Origin of the sequence: Nocardiopsis potens DSM 45234 (genome assembly GCF_000341105.1) — a bacterium.
Taxonomy (GTDB): domain Bacteria; phylum Actinomycetota; class Actinomycetes; order Streptosporangiales; family Streptosporangiaceae; genus Nocardiopsis_A; species Nocardiopsis_A potens.
The window spans coordinates 136,660-152,111 of sequence record NZ_ANBB01000027.1; the positions used below are offsets into that span (position 1 = coordinate 136,660).

At 75.3% G+C, this 15,452-nt stretch carries 15 protein-coding genes; 6 read left to right on the forward strand and 9 right to left on the reverse strand.

Annotated features, from left to right (window positions below; genetic code table 11):
- The first annotated feature begins 126 nt into the window (after positions 1-126).
- Positions 127-777: an NAD(P)-dependent oxidoreductase gene (locus D459_RS0111020; protein WP_017593064.1), complete on the forward strand. Its 651-nt coding sequence runs from the start codon at positions 127-129 to the stop codon at positions 775-777.
- Positions 778-1,026: 249 nt separating this feature from the next.
- On the opposite strand, the gene D459_RS0111025 is transcribed toward D459_RS0111020, so the two are convergent.
- The 4 genes from D459_RS0111025 to D459_RS0111040 all read right to left on the reverse strand — a co-directional run bounded on the left by D459_RS0111025 (position 1,027) and on the right by D459_RS0111040 (position 4,564).
- Complete coding sequence (locus D459_RS0111025; protein ID WP_017593065.1) at positions 1,027-1,365, reverse strand: DUF6204 family protein; 339 nt, start codon at positions 1,363-1,365, stop codon at positions 1,027-1,029.
- A 1,656-nt stretch (positions 1,366-3,021) separates the two neighbouring features.
- Positions 3,022-3,555, reverse strand: a complete 534-nt coding sequence (locus tag D459_RS0111030; RefSeq protein WP_017593066.1) for a GNAT family N-acetyltransferase — start codon at positions 3,553-3,555, stop codon at positions 3,022-3,024.
- 133 nt (positions 3,556-3,688) lie between these two features.
- Positions 3,689-4,219: a GNAT family N-acetyltransferase gene (locus D459_RS0111035; RefSeq protein ID WP_017593067.1), complete on the reverse strand. Its 531-nt coding sequence runs from the start codon at positions 4,217-4,219 to the stop codon at positions 3,689-3,691.
- A gap of 141 nt (positions 4,220-4,360) precedes the next feature.
- On the reverse strand, positions 4,361-4,564 hold the full coding sequence (locus tag D459_RS0111040) for a cold-shock protein (protein WP_017593068.1): 204 nt from the start codon (positions 4,562-4,564) through the stop codon (positions 4,361-4,363).
- 323 nt (positions 4,565-4,887) lie between these two features.
- Between D459_RS0111040 and D459_RS0111045 the strand changes: the two genes are divergently transcribed.
- Positions 4,888-7,191 (forward strand): FdhF/YdeP family oxidoreductase, encoded by a 2,304-nt coding sequence (locus D459_RS0111045; RefSeq protein ID WP_017593069.1) that lies wholly within the window; start codon positions 4,888-4,890, stop codon positions 7,189-7,191.
- A gap of 63 nt (positions 7,192-7,254) precedes the next feature.
- On the opposite strand, the gene D459_RS0111050 is transcribed toward D459_RS0111045, so the two are convergent.
- The 3 genes from D459_RS0111050 to D459_RS0111060 form a co-directional block, all read right to left on the reverse strand.
- On the reverse strand, positions 7,255-7,791 hold the full coding sequence (locus D459_RS0111050; protein WP_026120280.1) for a dihydrofolate reductase family protein: 537 nt from the start codon (positions 7,789-7,791) through the stop codon (positions 7,255-7,257).
- A gap of 149 nt (positions 7,792-7,940) precedes the next feature.
- Positions 7,941-8,090, reverse strand: a complete 150-nt coding sequence (locus D459_RS35830) for a hypothetical protein (protein ID WP_017593071.1) — start codon at positions 8,088-8,090, stop codon at positions 7,941-7,943.
- Positions 8,091-8,183: 93 nt separating this feature from the next.
- Positions 8,184-9,065, reverse strand: a complete 882-nt coding sequence (locus tag D459_RS0111060) for a helix-turn-helix domain-containing protein (protein WP_017593072.1) — start codon at positions 9,063-9,065, stop codon at positions 8,184-8,186.
- An 85-nt stretch (positions 9,066-9,150) separates the two neighbouring features.
- On the opposite strand from D459_RS0111060, the gene D459_RS0111065 reads away from it, so the two are divergent.
- Positions 9,151-10,125, forward strand: a complete 975-nt coding sequence (locus D459_RS0111065; RefSeq protein ID WP_017593073.1) for an alpha/beta fold hydrolase — start codon at positions 9,151-9,153, stop codon at positions 10,123-10,125.
- A gap of 46 nt (positions 10,126-10,171) precedes the next feature.
- Here D459_RS0111065 and D459_RS34985 read toward each other — a convergent pair whose 3' ends face one another.
- Both D459_RS34985 and D459_RS0111075 read right to left on the reverse strand, forming a co-directional pair.
- Entirely contained in the window at positions 10,172-10,753 is a 582-nt protein-coding gene (locus tag D459_RS34985; protein WP_152522947.1) for a hypothetical protein, read from the reverse strand.
- Between the two features lie 113 nt (positions 10,754-10,866).
- Positions 10,867-11,082 carry an EF-hand domain-containing protein gene (locus D459_RS0111075; protein WP_017593074.1) on the reverse strand — a complete coding sequence of 72 codons (216 nt, stop codon included), beginning with the start codon at positions 11,080-11,082 and terminating at the stop codon, positions 10,867-10,869.
- 131 nt (positions 11,083-11,213) lie between these two features.
- Between D459_RS0111075 and D459_RS0111080 the strand changes: the two genes are divergently transcribed.
- From D459_RS0111080 to D459_RS35390, 3 genes are all read left to right on the forward strand, one after another.
- The gene (locus D459_RS0111080) at positions 11,214-12,035 is read left to right on the forward strand and encodes a hypothetical protein (protein ID WP_026120283.1); all 822 of its coding nucleotides are present in this window, start codon (positions 11,214-11,216) and stop codon (positions 12,033-12,035) included.
- Between the two features lie 193 nt (positions 12,036-12,228).
- On the forward strand, positions 12,229-13,287 hold the full coding sequence (locus D459_RS35835; RefSeq protein ID WP_026120284.1) for a Swt1 family HEPN domain-containing protein: 1,059 nt from the start codon (positions 12,229-12,231) through the stop codon (positions 13,285-13,287).
- Positions 13,242-14,120 carry a right-handed parallel beta-helix repeat-containing protein gene (locus D459_RS35390; RefSeq protein ID WP_152522948.1) on the forward strand — a complete coding sequence of 293 codons (879 nt, stop codon included), beginning with the start codon at positions 13,242-13,244 and terminating at the stop codon, positions 14,118-14,120. The genes D459_RS35835 and D459_RS35390 overlap by 46 nt, the downstream gene beginning before the upstream one ends.
- Positions 14,121-15,452: the final 1,332 nt, after the last annotated feature.

Below are 15,452 nucleotides of genomic sequence, written 5' to 3' on the forward strand. Positions count from 1 at the left end.
TGATCACACTCTCCTTTAGTTAGTACTAACCATAAGTTAGTGTAAGGTCGGTCCACGACGGGCGGAACCGCCGCCCGCGGGAGAGCGCCGCCGATGCACCGGCGGCGCACGAGAGAAGGGGGAACCATGGCCGACATCGCCGTCTTCGGAGCCGCCGGCACCATCGGGTCGCGCATCCTCGACGAGGCGTTGCGCCGCTCGCACCGGGTCACCGCGGTGGTGCGCGACCCGGCCAAGATCACCCGCACCGACGAGCGGCTCACCGTCGCCACCGGCGACGTGCTGGACCCGGCCTCGGTCGCCGAAGCGGCGAAGGGCAAGGACGTCCTGGTCAGCGCGGTCGGCGGCGGCGACGGCGCCGGGCACCGCGCGCTCATCGGACCCTCCGCCCGCGCCCTGGTCGAGGGGCTGCGCCGGCTCGGTGCGGACGCCCCGCGGCTGATCGCGGTCGGCGGCGCGGGCAGCCTGCGCACCCCGGACGGCAAGCGGGTCTGGGACGCCCCCGGCCTCCCCGACTTCCTCCTGGAGATCATGCATTCGCACGGCGACGCCCTGGACTTCCTGTGCGGAGTCGGCGACGTCCGCTGGACCAGCCTCAGCCCGGCCGCGCTGATCGAGCCGGGCGAGCGCACCGGCTCCTACCGCACCGCCCTGGACGACCTGGTGGCCGACGCCGAGGGGGAGAGCCGGATCAGCGCCGAGGACTACGCGGTGGCGCTCCTCGACGAGATCGAGCACCCGGCGCACATCGGCGAACGGTTCACCGTCGGCTACTGACCGGCCGCCGGGGGCGCCGGGACCACCAGAGCCGCCGGGCCGCCGAGGTCGCCGGAAAGAGGGCGGAGCGGGGCCGGTCGGCCCCCGCCGGGCGGCGGGGCGGCGGGGGCGGTGCGGCCTCCACTCGGAAAGCAGGTCGGGAAGGAGGCGGGGCGTCCCCCCGCGCTTTCCCTGCCACCGGTGGTCCGAGGGGCTGGCCGGGAGGAGAGGAGAGGGGCGGCCGGGCCCGGCCGCCCGGAGCTCCGGCGGTCAGGCCTTGCGGGAGCGCACCTTGCGGTGGACCTTGATCTGGTCCATGTCGACCAGGTCGCAGCGGAGATCGCGGTGGCCGGCGCCGAACGCGGCCACCGACCGGCGGGCCAGCGCCCCGGCCCGCTCCTCCGCGGCCTCCGCGCCCTCCTCGGGGGAGACGCGCACCTCGCAGCGGAACGAGAACCAGGACAGCGCCCGGTCGTAGGTGAGGGTGCCGGCCTCGGTGAAGGCGGCGGAGTACATGTCGTGCTCGTCGGCGGCGGCGAGCAGCGCGGCGCGGGCCTCCTCGCCGAGTCCGTCGAAGCGTCCGCGTACGGTCGCCCGGTAGGTCTGCATGCGCGCCTTCCTTCCTCATCGCGTCGGCCGCCGCGGCTCGGGGCGGCCCGAGAGGAGAGCCTCCCCGACCCCCCGCGCGGAAGGCAACACGATTACGGCCCGACACGCCGCGTCCCCAGGGGCCGCCGTCGCGGGACGCCTCCGAACCGATGATCTCGACGCTGCGGCCCTATCAGAGCGGGTGGTTTCCAGCGTCTGCTGCAACACCGCACACCAGAGGAGAGGAGAGAGGAGGGGGCGGCCGGTCGGTCGGTCGGTCGGGTGCGGCGTCTCGCGGAGCGAGGGTTCAAACGGGCGGCGCCGGCGGAGGAAGGGACGTGGTCGGGCGCCTCGGCCGGGTGCGGCGTCTCGCGGAGCGAGGGTTCAAACGGGCGGCGACGGCGGCGGTGGGCACCGGCCAGTCGGTCGGGCGCGGCGCCCCACGGGGCCGGGGTTCAAGCGGGCGGCGAAGGCAGCAGCGGGGACCGGCTGGTCGGTCCGGCGCGGCCCCCCGCGAAGCGAAGGTTCAAACAGGCGGCGACGGCAGCGGCAGGGGCGGGGTCAGGCGCCTCGCCCGGGTGCGGGCCCCACGACGCCGGGGTTCAAGCAGGCGGCAAAGGCGGTAGTGGGGGACCGGCCGGTCGGTCCGGCGCGGCGGGGCAGGGTGGGGCGGCAGAGGTGGGGCAGGGGGCGGGGTCGCCGTTCCCGCGTCGCCCGGGCGTCGGGGCCGGCCGGTCTTGAAACCGCTACCCCTCTCTGACCTGGGTGAATACGCAGGGTGATGGTGGTGTGGGGTGCCCTGCGCACCGCGAGAGCACTCCGGTGATTCCCGGGCGCGCATCCCGGCCCGGATCGGCCCCCGGGAGGCCCGAATCGCCTTGATCGGCCTGGTGGTGAGGGGTTCGAGGCGCTCGGAAGGCAGCAAAGCAGGGGGCCGGAACCAGGGAAGAGCAGGGATGGGGGTGAGATGTCGCTTTTGTCCTGCCGGGAGGGCCCACCCTGGCCACTCTGGGTAATCGGGGAGGGGGCGGTGGGGGCTTCGAGGCTTACTACTCGCTGGTAGATGTAATCGGGGTGCTGTGGAGGTGTGCAGGGCACCCCCGCCCCTGCCCGATCCCCGCCGCAAACCCGTCATACGGGATATAACCCGCCCTTGGCGGGGGCGCGTGCCGGGCCTGGCCGGTGAACGCGGCGCCCGGCCCCTCCCGCCTTCGCCGCCCGTTTGAACCTTCGCCCCGCGAGGCGCCGCACCCGGGTGAGGCGCCCGACCACGCCCCTGCCGCTGCCGTTGCCGCTCGTCTTGGCCTTCGCTCTGCGGGGTGCCGCGCCGGACCGACCGACCGGCCGGTCCCCTGCCCGCCGTCGCCGCCTGCTTGAACCTCCGCTCCGTGAGGCGCCGCACCCGGGTGAGGCGCCCGACCACGCCCCTGCCGTTGCCGCTCGTCTTGGCCTTCGCTCTGCGGGGCGCCGCACCCGACCGACCGGCCGGTGTCCCCCTCCCGCCGTCGCTGCCGGTTTGAACCCTCACCCCGTGGGGTGCCGCGCCTGACCGACTGGCCGGTCTCCCTCCCCGCCCCTCGGCCTTCCCCGGGTTCCTCGTTGCAGCGACCACTTGACGGCAAGGCGCTCCGGCAGGGCCGCCAGGGCCGCAGCGTCGTGACCAGCGGAGGAGGCGGGCTAGGCGAGTGCGCGCTGCATGATGACCGTGTCCACCCACATGCCGTGCTTGTAGCCGACCCGCTCCATCCGGCCGACCTCGGTGAAGCCCAGGCGCGCGTGCAGGGCCCGGGAGGCTCCGCCCTGGGCGCCGTCCGGGGTGTCGGCGATGACCGCGACGACCTGCTTCAGGCCGGCCTCGGTGCAGGCCTTCAGGAACCGCTCCATCAGCAGCCGGCCCAGGCCGCCGCCGGTGCGGCCGGGGGCCAGGTAGACCGAGTTCTCCACGGTGTAGCGGTAGGCGGCCTTCGGCTTCCACGGCGAGGCGCCGGCGTAGCCGGCGATCTCGCCGCCGACCTCGGCGACCAGGAAGGGCAGTCCCCGCTCCGCGCTCTCCTTGAACCGGGCGCGCCAGTCGTCGGCGGAGCGCGGCTCCTCGTCGAAGGTGGCGACGCCGCTCTCCACATAGTGCGCGTAGATGCCGGCCACGGCCTCCATGTCGCCGATCCCGGCCTCCCGGACGACCGGCTCCGGCGCCCCGTTCCGCTCCGCCAAGGTGTCCCCCCGTGTCTCCTGCTCACCGGTGCTGCGGCGGCCATTCTCCCGCGCGCGCGTTAAAACCGTGTTACACGGGAGGAATGCCGTGAATCACCATGAACGGGACAGGCTCGGAAGAGCGGGGGAGCGGTCAGCCCAGGTCGGACGGGCGCATCCGGAACACGGTGAGCCGGGTCCCGTAGTACTTGTCGGTCTCGCCCACCCACTCCATGCCCAGCCGGCGGGCGGTCGCCGCGGCCCGCTCGTTGTCCGGACGGGCGACCGCGAACAGCTCCTCCAGGCCCTGCTCGAACGCCCAGCCGGCCAGCGCCCGGGCGGCCTCGGTGGCGTAGCCGCTGCCCCAGGCGTCCGGGCGCAGGTGCCAGCTGAGCTCGAAGTCCTCGTCGTAGGGCGGCAGCTGGCGCAGCGCCAGGCCGCCGATGGGCTCCCCGTCCTCGGCGCGCACCACCGCCCAGCGCCCCGCCGGCGGGACCAGGCTGGGCTGCGCCTCGCTCCAGGCCTGCAGCACCGTGCGCATCGCCGCCTCGTCCCGGACGGCGCTCATCTCGGGCGTCAGCCGCCCGGTGACCTCGTCCGCGCCGTAGATCCGCAGCGCGGCCGGGGCGTCGGCGGGGTCCCAGGCTCGGATGATCAGGCGTTCGGTGCGCAGCTCAGGCGTCATGGGGAAATGCTAGATGACCGAGGTCACGGCGGAGCGGAGGAGGACCGGGCGAGCCGGGGGAAGCAAGGAGGGAGCACAAGAGAAGGGGCCGACCGGGCGAACCCGGTCGGCCCCTCGTCACCGCCGCTGCGGGCGTCCGGCTCAGATGGCCTGGACGTCCTGGGCCTGCGGGCCCTTCGGGCCCTGCGTGACCTCGAACTCGACGCGCTGGTTCTCCTCGAGGTTGCGGAACCCGCTGCCCGCGATGTTGCTGTAGTGGACGAACACGTCCGGGCCGCCCTCGTCCTGGGAGATGAAGCCGAAGCCCTTCTCGCTGTTGAACCACTTGACGGTACCGGTGGCCATGGGGCCTCCCCATTCCTGCGATCGGATCGGCGCCGCGGGTCGCAGCGCCGAGGGTGTGCTCGCGAACCCTCTCCGAAAACGGAAAAGCGCCCGCCGGCCGGAAACTCCGCGGGCGATCAAGCGATCAAGCGAAATCCAGACTGCAACCCGCCTGTGACATTAGCACAGAAGCCCCTGCCCGACACCGGCCCGGAGACCCCGCCGCCGCCCCGCGCGGCCCTGGTGTCGGCCGACCCCGCGAGTGGGAGGATGATCACCGAGGGAACTCCGAAACAGCAGCTGAGACCGCGCCGGTCCGCCACCGGCGCCGCAGGGGGCCGGACATGTCCAACGCACCCATCGACGACCCGCGCCAGGACGCCCCGAGCGTCACCGCGCCCAAGGAATCCGCGGTGGGGATCCCCGCCATCGCCGGCAGCGCACGGGTGACCGGAGCCCAGTCCGGCGCCCGGCGCGGACTGCTCACCCTCACCGCGGTCAACCAGAAGCGGGGCTTCGACTGCCCCGGCTGCGCCTGGCCCGAACCCGACCACCGGCACCCCGCCGAGTTCTGCGAGAACGGCGCGAAGGCGGTCGCCGAGGAGGCCACCCGGCGCGAGGTAGGACCTGAGTTCTTCGCGGCCCACTCCATCGCCGAGCTGGCCGAGCGCTCCGGCTACTGGCTCGGCCAGCAGGGCAGGATCACCGTGCCCGCCTACGCCGCCCCCGGCGCCGAGCACTACGTGCCGGTCTCCTGGGACGAGGCCTTCGGCATCATCGCCGACCGGCTCAACGGACTGGACTCCCCGGACGAGGCCCTCTTCTACACCTCGGGCCGCACCAGTAACGAGGCCGCCTTCGCCTACCAGCTCTTCGCCCGCAGGTTCGGCACCAACAACCTGCCCGACTGCTCCAACATGTGCCACGAGTCGTCCGGGTCGGCGCTGGTGGAGACCCTCGGCGTCGGCAAGGGCAGCGTCCTGCTGGACGACATCTACCAGGCCGACCTGATCATCGTCGCCGGGCAGAACCCGGGCACCAACCACCCGCGGATGCTGACCGCCCTGGAGAAGGCGAAGCGGGCCGGCACCCGGATCATCACCGTCAACCCGCTGCCCGAGGCCGGCATGCAGCGGTTCCGCAACCCGCAGACGGCGCGCGGCCTGGTCGGCGCGGGCACCCTGCTCACCGACCTGTTCCTGCAGGTCCGGGTGGGCGGCGACCTGGCCCTGTTCAGCGCCCTCAACCGGATCCTGCTCCAGGTCGACGAGGCCGGCGGCGAAGCGCTGGACCACGAGTTCATCGCCGAGCACACGCACGGCTTCGACGCCTACGCCAAGTCCCTGCTCGACCAGGACGAGGAGGCGTTCTGGGCGGCCGTGCGGCGCGCCACCGGCCTGCCGCGCGAGCGGATCGAGGAGGCCGCCGCCATGGTGCTGGCCTCGCAGCGGATCGTGGTCTGCTGGGCGATGGGGCTCACCCAGCACCGGCACGCGGTGCCGACCATCCGCGAGGTGGTGGACTTCCTGCTGCTGCGCGGCAACATCGGCCGCCCCGGCGCCGGGGTCTGCCCGGTGCGCGGGCACAGCAACGTGCAGGGCGACCGGACCATGGGCATCTGGGAGCGGCCGCCGGCGGAGTTCCTGGACGCGCTGCGCGACGAGTTCGGCTTCGAACCCCCGCGCGAGCACGGCCTGGACACCGTCGATGCGATCCGCGCCATGCGCGACGGCCGGGCCAAGGTGTTCTTCGCGATGGGCGGCAACTTCGTGTCCGCCTCCCCGGACACCGCGGCGACCGAGGCGGCGATGCGCCGCTGCCGGCTGACCGTGCAGGTCTCCACCAAGCTCAACCGCTCGCACGCGGTGACCGGCGAGCACGCGCTGATCCTGCCCGCGCTGGGCCGCACCGACCGGGACGTGCAGGGCGGCGCCGAGCAGTTCGTCAGCGTCGAGGACTCCATGGGCCAGGTGCACGCCTCCCGGGGCCGGGTGGAGCCGCTCTCCGCCGAGATGCGCTCGGAGGTCGCCGTCGTCTGCGGCCTGGCCCGCCGGGTCCTCGGCGCGGACGACCCGCTGCCCTGGGAGGAGTTCACCGCCGACTACGACCGGCTGCGCGACCGCATCTCCCGGGTGGTCCCCGGCTTCGAGGACTACAACGAGAAGGTGCGCCGCCCCGGCGGGTTCACCCTGCCGCACGCCCCGCGGGACGACCGCGCCTTCCCCACCGCCACCGGGAAGGCCAACTTCACCGTCAACCCGATCACCGCCCCGGAGGTCCCCGAGGGCCGGCTGCTGCTGCAGACGCTGCGCTCGCACGACCAGTTCAACACCACGATCTACGGGCTGAACGACCGCTACCGCGGCATCCACCACGGCCGCCGGGTGGTCCTGGTCAACCCCGAGGACATCGCCGAGCTGGGCCTGCAGGCCGGCGCCTACGTGGACCTGGTCAGCGAGTGGAGGGACGGCGCGGACCGGCGCGCCCCGCACTTCCTGGTGGTGGAGTACCCCACGGCCAAGGGGTGCGCGGCCGCCTACTACCCGGAGACCAACGTGCTGGTGCCGCTGGACTCCACCGCCGAGGTGTCCAACACCCCGACGTCGAAGTCGATCGTGGTCCGCCTCGAACCGGACTCCGGCCTCTAGCGCGCCGTCCGATCGCGCCCGGCGGACGTTCGGGGCGGCGCACCGGCCGCCGGAGGGCCGCGCCTACTTCCGCACGCGGAAGCGGAGCGTGGTGACGGCGCCCGACCGGGTACTGCTCAACGGCTCCAGGTCGATCCTGCCGAGGCCCGGGGGCGAGAAGCGGACGCCGTCGCCGAGCAGCACCGGCAGGACGTACACCAGGATCTCGTCGACGAGTCCGCGCTGCAGGCACTGGGCGGCCACGTCGGCGCCGAGGACCTCCAGGTTCCTGTCGCCGGCGGCGCTGCGCGCCGTGGCGACGGCCTCCTCGATCCCGCAGGTGAGGAAGGTGACGGCGGGGTCCGGTTCGTCGGGGGGTTCGTGGGTGAGGACGAACTGGGCTCCCCCGTCGTAGGCGATTCCCTGGCCGGACATGCGCTTGGCGGCCTCGTAGGTGCCCCGGCCGACGAGCATGGCGCCGGTGGCCGCCATGACCTCCGGGACCGCGTCCGCGGTCAGGTGCTCGAAGATCCAGTCCATCGCGTGGTCGGGGCCGGCGATGAAGCCGTCCAGTGACATCGCCCTGTTCACGACCACTTTGCCGGTGCTCGTATCGCTCATGCGCCTTCTCCGGGGATCGTGGAGGCCTGAAGTCGGATCATAGTCCCGCCGGCGGGGGCCGGAGCCTCCGAAGGGGGTGTCGGCCTGCGGCACGGCCGGACCCCGCCCGGAAGGAACCGGGCGGGGTCCGGCCGTGCGCCGGCGGCGGCTCAGTCGTTCGCGCAGAACAGCGGCGGCAGGAGCCCGACCTTGCACACGATGTCGTGCGGGGTGTCGTCGTCGGCGGCGGCCGCGGGTGCGGCCCCCAGGGCCAGCAGGGCGGTGGCGGACAGGGCGAACACGGCCAGGAGACGGCGCATTGAGATCACTCCAATATGTCTCTGTGTAGCGACTGCGTCACTCTATGTACCCAATGTGGGGGATGGGCAACCTCCGGGAACCGGTCCCGGTGCTCAGCCGGAGCACCCGGGCCCCGGCAGCGCGGGGCCGGGCCGGCGGTCGGCCCAGGCGGTGCCGTCCACCGCGAGGAACGGCTCGCCGGCCAGGGTCGCGGGGGTCGTCCCGGCGAACTCCGCGACGTCGCGGTGGAGGTGGGACTGGTCGGAGTAGCCGCCCTCCGCGGCCACCCGGGCGGGGTCGGCGCCCGCGGACAGGCGGTGGGCGGCGCGGTCGAACCGGACCAGGCGCGCGGCGCGCTTGGGCGGCAGGCCGACCTGGGAGCGGAACCGGGACCACAGGCGCTTGCGGCTCCAGCCGACCTCGGCCGCCAGGCCGTCGACCCGGACCCTGCCGCGCCCGGCGGTGATCCGGCGCCAGGCCCAGGCGACCTCCGGGTCCACCGGCGGCCCCGCCGCGCTCCGGCGGGCGAGCACCGCGTCCGCCAGCGCGAAGCGCTCCTCCCACGAGGAGGCCCCGGCCGACCGCTCGCGGATCCGCGCCGCCTCCCGACCCCACAGGTCGTCCAGGGAGACCACGGCGCCGCCCGGCTCGGCCGGGGAGATCCCCAGGGCGGCCCGCGCGACCAGCGGGGAGAGGCGGATCTGCACGGCCTCGAAGCGCTCGCCCCGCACCCGGAGCGCGCTCGACCCGAACCCGAGCCCGACGACGAGGCTCCCGCGGTGCTCCCGCCCGGCCGGGCCGTCCACGACGAGCGGGCCGGCGCCGAACTCAAGCACCAGCGTCACGCCCGGGTAGGGGACCGCCCGCAGGCCGCCCGGGTTCCCGCCGAGGTCGCGGAAGCCGGCCATGCGGACGCCGGCGGCCCGGCCGGGCCGCGCCGGGCGCGCCACGTCCCACACCGCCGCGCCGCGGCGGTCGCGCCAGGTGACCTCCATCCCCTCATGCTAGGCGGCTCCCGCCCGGGCGGGCCGGGAACATTCGTCCAATCCGGCGGGGGCACGGGGCGGGGACGGTGGCCCCATGAACGCTTCACCGGAATCCCATGCCCGGCCGGCGGGGCGCCGCCGGAGGCGCCGGGCCATCGCCGCCGCCGCGCTCATCGCGGCCGCCGGGCTGCTCGCGGCGAACACGGCCGCGGTGTCGCGGCAGAGCGCCGAGGCCGAGGGCGGCTCGATCGCGCGCTTGGACGGCGGGGGCGTCCACGTGCGCCAGGACGGCCCCCGGGACGCGCCCGCCCTGGTGCTGATCCACGGGCTCGCCGGGTCGGTCCGCTGGTGGGACCCGGTGGTCCCGGCGCTGGCCGGGTCCCGCCGCGTCATCCGGGTCGACCTGCTCGGGCACGGCCGCTCGGCCAAGCCGGCCGGCGGGGGCTACGCGATCCAGGACCAGGGGCGCCGGGTCGGCCGGGTGCTGGACCGGCTCGGCGTGCGGCACGCCGCGGTGGTCGGCCACTCCACCGGCGGAGCGGTCGCCACCGCCCTTGCCGAGCAGCGGCCCGGCCTGGTCACCGCGCTCGCGCTCATCGGCTCCGGCCCGAGTCCGGACGCCTTCGTCTCGGACGGGTTCGTCGGCCGGCTCCTGTTCGTCCCGGTCGCCGGGCAGCTGCTGTGGCGGGCGCGCACCGACGGCGTGCTCCGCCGGGGCCTGGAGACCGCGTTCGCCGACCCCGGCCGCGAGGCCCCGCAGCCGCTCGTCGACGACGTGCGCGGCATGACCTACCACTCGCTCACCGCGACGTCGCGGGCGGCCGACGAGTACCTGGAGCGGGGAACCCTCCCCGACCGGCTGGCGGCCCTCGGCGGACCGCTGCTGGTGCTCTTCGGCGAGGAGGACCGCCGGTGGCGTGCCTCGGCGGCCGAGGAGTACCGGGCCGTCCCGGGCGCCAGGATCGAACTGCTCCCCGGCGTCGGGCACTCGCCCATGATCGAGGACCCGGACCGGACCGCCGGGGCCCTGCTGGCCTTCACCGCGGGGGCCGCCGGCCCGGAGGCCTGAGCGGGGCGCCGGGGCCGGGGGGCGGGCGGCCCGGTGCGGGGCCCGCTCACTCGCCTCCGCCGCCGTCCCCGTCCCCGCCGCCGTCCCGGGAGAAGAGGCTCCTCGGATCCCAGACCCCCAGCAGCGGGCCGCAGGTGTACCAGGTGAGCCAGCCGGAGAACCCGAACACGAAGAGGCCCTCGAACGGCCGGTCGTCGAAGAAGAGGCCCGTCCCGACCGCCAGGGTGAACAGGATCAGCAGCGCCATGAAGGCGGCGGCGACGGCGAGCGCGGTCCGCTTCATGAACCGGAAGGTGCCCGCTGCGGATTCGGCCACCGCCTCCGCGAACTCCTCCCGCTCCGGCGGCGCCGCCGGAGCCGCCGGCCCGGGAGAGGCCGGGGCGGGGGCGGAGACGGGGACATCGGAGGCGGAGGCGCCGGGGGCGGCCGGCGGAGGGCCCTGCGCCCGCCCGGCCGCGGCACCGCCCCACAGGGCGCGGACGCCCTGCCAGGCGGAGTAGGCGGTCCCCGCCCACAAGGCGAGCGCGATGTACCAGATCACCGGCGCGTACAGCGCGAGCAGCGCGCACGCCGCGGAGATCCCGAACAGCACCAGCGCGATGCGGACCCGGTTTCCCACTCGGTTCACCCCTGCCGTCCTCGTTCCCGACCCGATGGGATGCGGGCTCCGCCCCCGGCGGTTCCCGGAGACTACCCCTGGGCGGAGAAGAGCGGAACGGCCCCCTGGGCCGGGCGGCGGGCTCAGGCGCGTTCGTTCATGAAGCGGGTGTACTCCTCCAGCGTGATGAGCCGGTCGCCGTCGGTGTCCATCAGGGAGATGAGCGCCTCGGCGCGCTCGCGGGTGACCGCGTCGCCGGACGACCCCATCAGCCGGGCCAGCTCATCGGCGGAGATCCGGCCGTCGCCGTCGGCGTCGACCAGGTCGAAGGAGGCGGCGTAGTCACTGCTGTCGGGCATTGCGGAAGGGGCTCCTGTCTCCTCGGAAGGGCGGCGGGCCGCGGGGCTCCGCCGGGGCTGACGGGCCGGAACGGTACCAGCAGCGCGGCCGCCGCGCCGACGGCGTCGGCCCCTTCGGCTACCGTGCCGCCATGTGCATCTCCGCCGCCCCCGCCGAATTCTCCGGGACGACCCTCTACGCCGGCAGGCTCCACCACCCCGAGCACGGCCTGGTGCACATGCTCGGCTACCAGAACTCCGCGGTGAACCTCGCGTCCGGGCCCAACGCGATGCTGCTGCACATCCCGGCGCGCTCCATGGGCAGGCGGAACTTCATCTCCGCCGGGCGCCACCAGGACCTGCTGTCCCGGATGGTCGAGGCCGTGAAGCCGAGGGCGGTCGGCGCCGCGGCCATGGACTGGATGGGCGGGCCGCAGGCCCGGTCCGGGGTGGAGGTGTTCGAGCACGACGTCTACACCGTGCTGCTCACCGGGAACGCCGCGCTGATCCCCGCCGAGCTGCACCGGGTCCCGGCGCACAAGCGCCCGCGGATCGACCCCGGGCTCCTGGAGTTCTACGCCGAGCACTACCCGGAGCACACCTTCGCGGTCTGCTGCTTCGACAACGCCCAGGCCCGGCGGGCCAAGCCGCTGCTGCTCTGGTACGAGCCGCACGACCCCGACCTGCTGACGGCCCCGGCGCTGGACGCGCACACCGGCGGCCCGCCGGCCCTGGACGAGCGGGTCCCGGTGGACCACTGGACGATCTTCGGGACCGACGAGGCGCCGGACGGGTGGGGGCGGCCGGTCGAGTACCCCGCGATGCTCCGGCAGCGGCTGCGGGCCTTCCTCCCGGCCGAGGTCATCGGAGAGCGGCACACCGGGGCCCTGCCCAACGGCGACTTCGCCCTCTCCCACGCCGACCTGCTCCGCGGTGACCTGGACGCGGTCCGCCGCATCGGCCCGCCCCGCTGACCGGCGCCGCAGCGGCGGGCGGCGCGGAACAGCACCCCGGAGGGCCCCGGGCGCTCCGGTCCCCTTCCCGTCCCCGGACCGGCGGCCGGACGCCCGGTGACAGCGGGATCTCCTGCGGCTAGGGTCTTCTCGTTCGTTTTCCGGTACCGGGCCCGCGCCGCGCGCAAGCCCAGGGACGCAGGGCGGGGGAGAGATGGAACCGACCGACCGGGAGCGGCTGGGGCGGGGGTTCGAGCGGCTGACGCCCCTCCTCGGCGCGTTCGTGGACGCCCGGATGAGGGCGGCGGCCGGGCCGGAGTGGCTGGCCGGAACCGAGCGGGAGGACGCCGAGCGGTTCGGCGGCGAGCGGAGGAACAGCCTGAGCGACCCGCGGTTCCTGCTGCGCATGGTCACCGAGAAGCGCGAGGTCTTCGCCGGCGACCTGGGCGGGGGCGACTTCGCCGCCGCTTCCGAGCTGCGCAGGGCCGGCAACGCCTACGCGCACGCCTTCGGCGGCGGGATCGACGGGGTCGACGTCGACCGGTGCCTCCGGCTGATCGACCGGTTCGCGGAGATCGCCGCCCTGGCCGGAACCGCGGAGCCGGGGCCGGCCGCGCAGGACCCGGGCCGGGCGGACGGGCGGCGGGACGCTCGGGGAGAGGAGACCGCGCTGCTCGAAGAGATCATGGAGGCGGTCCTCAAGGACGAGGAAGGGGGCGGGCAGGGCGCGGCCCCTCAGCCCGCCGCGCCCCCGGCGCCCCCGGCGCCCACCGCGTCCGCCGCCAGGGTGCGGATGCCGACCGCGCCGCCGCCGCCCGAGCACATCGCCCCGGACCCGCGGGGCGCCCCCTGCACCGTGCGGGTCTCGCCGGACGCCCCCGGTGCCCACCGCGGGATCCAGCAGGCCCTGGACGCTCCGGTGCCGGAGGGGCGGCTGCTCGTCGTTGAGGTGGACCCCGGCGGCTACCCCGGCTTCCACGCGCCGCGCGGGCGGGCCCCGTTCGTGCTGCGGGCGGTGCAGGGGCCGGGAACCGTCTCCATCACCCAGGGCCCCCGGGGCCCCAGGGCTGCGCGGTGCGGATCGGCTGCGCCGCGGTGCTGGAGGGCGTGCACGTCACCGCCTCGGAACCGGAGTCGGTCGCCCTGCTGGCCGAGTACGGCGCCAACGTCACCGCGCGGGACTGCGCGTTCGAGAGGGGGCCCGGGGCGTCCGGCTCCACCAGGGCCGTGCACGCCGTCGCCTGCCGCCTCGTCCTGCAGGGGTGCGCGGTGACCGGCGGCGGGGTGCGCTTCCACGCCGCGGAGGGTGCGGTGCGGGGCAGCAGGATCGCCGGCCGCCCGGGCGTGCTCGCGGAGCACATCGCGGCCGTGTACGGGGCCCGGGTGACGGTCGAGGACACCGGCACCGAGGGGAGCGGGCGCACGGCGGTGACCGCCCTGGAGAACGCCTCGGTCCTGGTGCTGCGGAGCCGGCTGGAGGGCGGGATGTCCGCCGGCCGGTTCGGCTCGGTCGAGGTGCGAGAGTCCTCGATCGGCGGCGCGGAGAACCGGTTCGGCGCCTTCGCGGGGCAGGACGCCTTCATCGCCCTGCAGGACAGCACGGTCAGCGCGCCCGCCGGGTACGGCCTGCAGGCCGAGCGGATGCACGCGCAGATCCGGGCGGTCCGGGTGCGGCTGGAGGGGTTCCGCCAGGGGGCCGTCACCGTCGGGGAGCACGGCTACGTGTCGCTGGACGACTGCCGGGTGCGCGGCGCCGGAGGAGACGGAGTCACCGTCGGCAGAGGGGGCGGTGCCGACCTCACCGGATCGTGGGTGGGCGAGTGCGGGGACCCCTCCGATCCGCTGGGGTCGGGCGTGCGCGTGCAGTCCGGCGGCTGGCTGCGGATGAATGGCACCGCGGTCTCCGGCAACCGCGGCAGCGGCGTGACCGTCCACCCCGACGGCCGGCTGGAGGCCGCCCGGTGCCGCTTCGAGCACAACGCGCGGGCCGGGGTCATCGGAAACGAGTCCCCGGGGGTCCGGCTGGGCTTCTCCTCGGTCTCCGGCAACGGCGCCGGCGACAAGGTCGCCTACCGGCAGGCCGCCCTGTGGAGCTCGCCCCGCTGAGGAGTCGCCGCCCTCGGACTCCCCGGTCGGCCGAGGGCCATCGGCACGGCACCGAGGGAGCGGGCGGACAGGTGGCGCCGACAGAGGCAGGGACGGGGCCGGGCGCCTCGGTCGGGTGCGGTGCCTCGCGGAGCGAAGGTCAAGACGGGCGGCGACGGCAGCGGTAGGGGCGGGGCGAGGGCGGTCGCCCGGGTGCGGCGCCCCACGGAGCGAAGGTTCAGACGGGCGGCGACGGCGCAGGCAGGGGCGGGGTGGGCGCCCCGCCCGGGCGCGGCGCCTCGCGGGGCCGGGGTTCAACCGGCGGCGAGGGCAGGGAGAGGGGACCGGCTGGTCGGTCGGGTGCGGCAGAGCGGGGCGGGGCAGCCAGGGCGGGCCGGGGTGGCGGGTTCGCCGTTCCCGCGTCGCCCCGGGCGCCGTGGCCGGCCGCCCTTGAAACCGCTTCACCTCCCTGACCTGAGTGAATACGCAGGGTGATGGTGGGGTTGGGTGCCCTGCGCACCGCGAGAGCACCCCGGTGATTCCCGGGCGCGCATCCCGGCCCGGATCGCCCCCCGGGAGGCCCGAATCGCCCTGTCCGGCCCGGTGATGGAGGGTTCGAGTCGCCCGCAAGGCCGCAAAGCAGGGGCCCAGAACCCGGGAGGAGTAGAGGCGGGGTGGAATGTCGCATTCATCCCCTCGCAAGGCCCCACTTTGGCCACTCTGGGTGATCACCGAGGGGGTGGTGGGGGCTTCAAGGCTTACTACTCGCCGGTAGATGTAATCGGGGTGCTGCGGAGGTGTGCAGGGCGCGCCCACCCCTGCCCGTTCCCCGCCGCGAACCGGGCATAGGGGATATGGCCACCCCTGGGTGGGCCCGCCTGCCCCGCCGGGGCGCCGCCCCCGCCGGGACCACGCGCCGGGCCGGGCCGGTGAACACGGCGCCCGCCCTCGCCGCCCGTTTGAACCCCACCCCGTGGGGCGCCGCGCCCGGGTGAGGCGCCCGGCCCCGGCCCCACCGCTGCCGTCGCCGCCCGTCTTGACCTTCGCTCCGCGAGGCGCCGCACCCGACCGGTCGGCCGGTCCCCCTCCCGTCTTCGCTGCCCGCTTGAACCCCGCCCCGTGGGGCGCCGCGCCTGACCGGCCGGCCGGTCCCCTTCCCGCCTTCGCTGCCTGCTTGAACCTTCGCTCCGCGAGATGCCGCGCTCAGGTGAGGCGCCCGGCTCTGCTCGGCCGGGGCTCGGCCGGGGCCTTTCCGGGTGGGGCGGCCGGGTGGCCGGAAGCGGACGGCTTGGTGCGGTCACCGAGCGGGTACCCAGGGTGACGGACGGTTCTCCGCCGGACGGACGAATGCGA

Bases quoted from the DNA above. Each gene is read 5' to 3' on its own strand.
- D459_RS0111020 (WP_017593064.1), top strand. From the start codon at position 127: ATGGCCGACATCGCCGTCTTCGGAGCCGCCGGCACCATCGGGTCGCGC.
- D459_RS0111025 (WP_017593065.1), bottom strand. From the start codon at position 1,365: ATGCAGACCTACCGGGCGACCGTACGCGGACGCTTCGACGGACTCGGC.
- D459_RS0111035 (WP_017593067.1), bottom strand. From the start codon at position 4,219: ATGACGCCTGAGCTGCGCACCGAACGCCTGATCATCCGAGCCTGGGAC.
- D459_RS0111040 (WP_017593068.1), bottom strand. From the start codon at position 4,564: ATGGCCACCGGTACCGTCAAGTGGTTCAACAGCGAGAAGGGCTTCGGC.
- D459_RS0111045 (WP_017593069.1), top strand. From the start codon at position 4,888: ATGTCCAACGCACCCATCGACGACCCGCGCCAGGACGCCCCGAGCGTC.
- D459_RS0111050 (WP_026120280.1), bottom strand. From the start codon at position 7,791: ATGAGCGATACGAGCACCGGCAAAGTGGTCGTGAACAGGGCGATGTCA.
- D459_RS35830 (WP_017593071.1), bottom strand. From the start codon at position 8,090: ATGCGCCGTCTCCTGGCCGTGTTCGCCCTGTCCGCCACCGCCCTGCTG.
- D459_RS0111060 (WP_017593072.1), bottom strand. From the start codon at position 9,065: ATGGAGGTCACCTGGCGCGACCGCCGCGGCGCGGCGGTGTGGGACGTG.
- D459_RS0111065 (WP_017593073.1), top strand. From the start codon at position 9,151: ATGAACGCTTCACCGGAATCCCATGCCCGGCCGGCGGGGCGCCGCCGG.
- D459_RS0111075 (WP_017593074.1), bottom strand. From the start codon at position 11,082: ATGCCCGACAGCAGTGACTACGCCGCCTCCTTCGACCTGGTCGACGCC.
- D459_RS0111080 (WP_026120283.1), top strand. From the start codon at position 11,214: ATGTGCATCTCCGCCGCCCCCGCCGAATTCTCCGGGACGACCCTCTAC.
- D459_RS35835 (WP_026120284.1), top strand. From the start codon at position 12,229: ATGGAACCGACCGACCGGGAGCGGCTGGGGCGGGGGTTCGAGCGGCTG.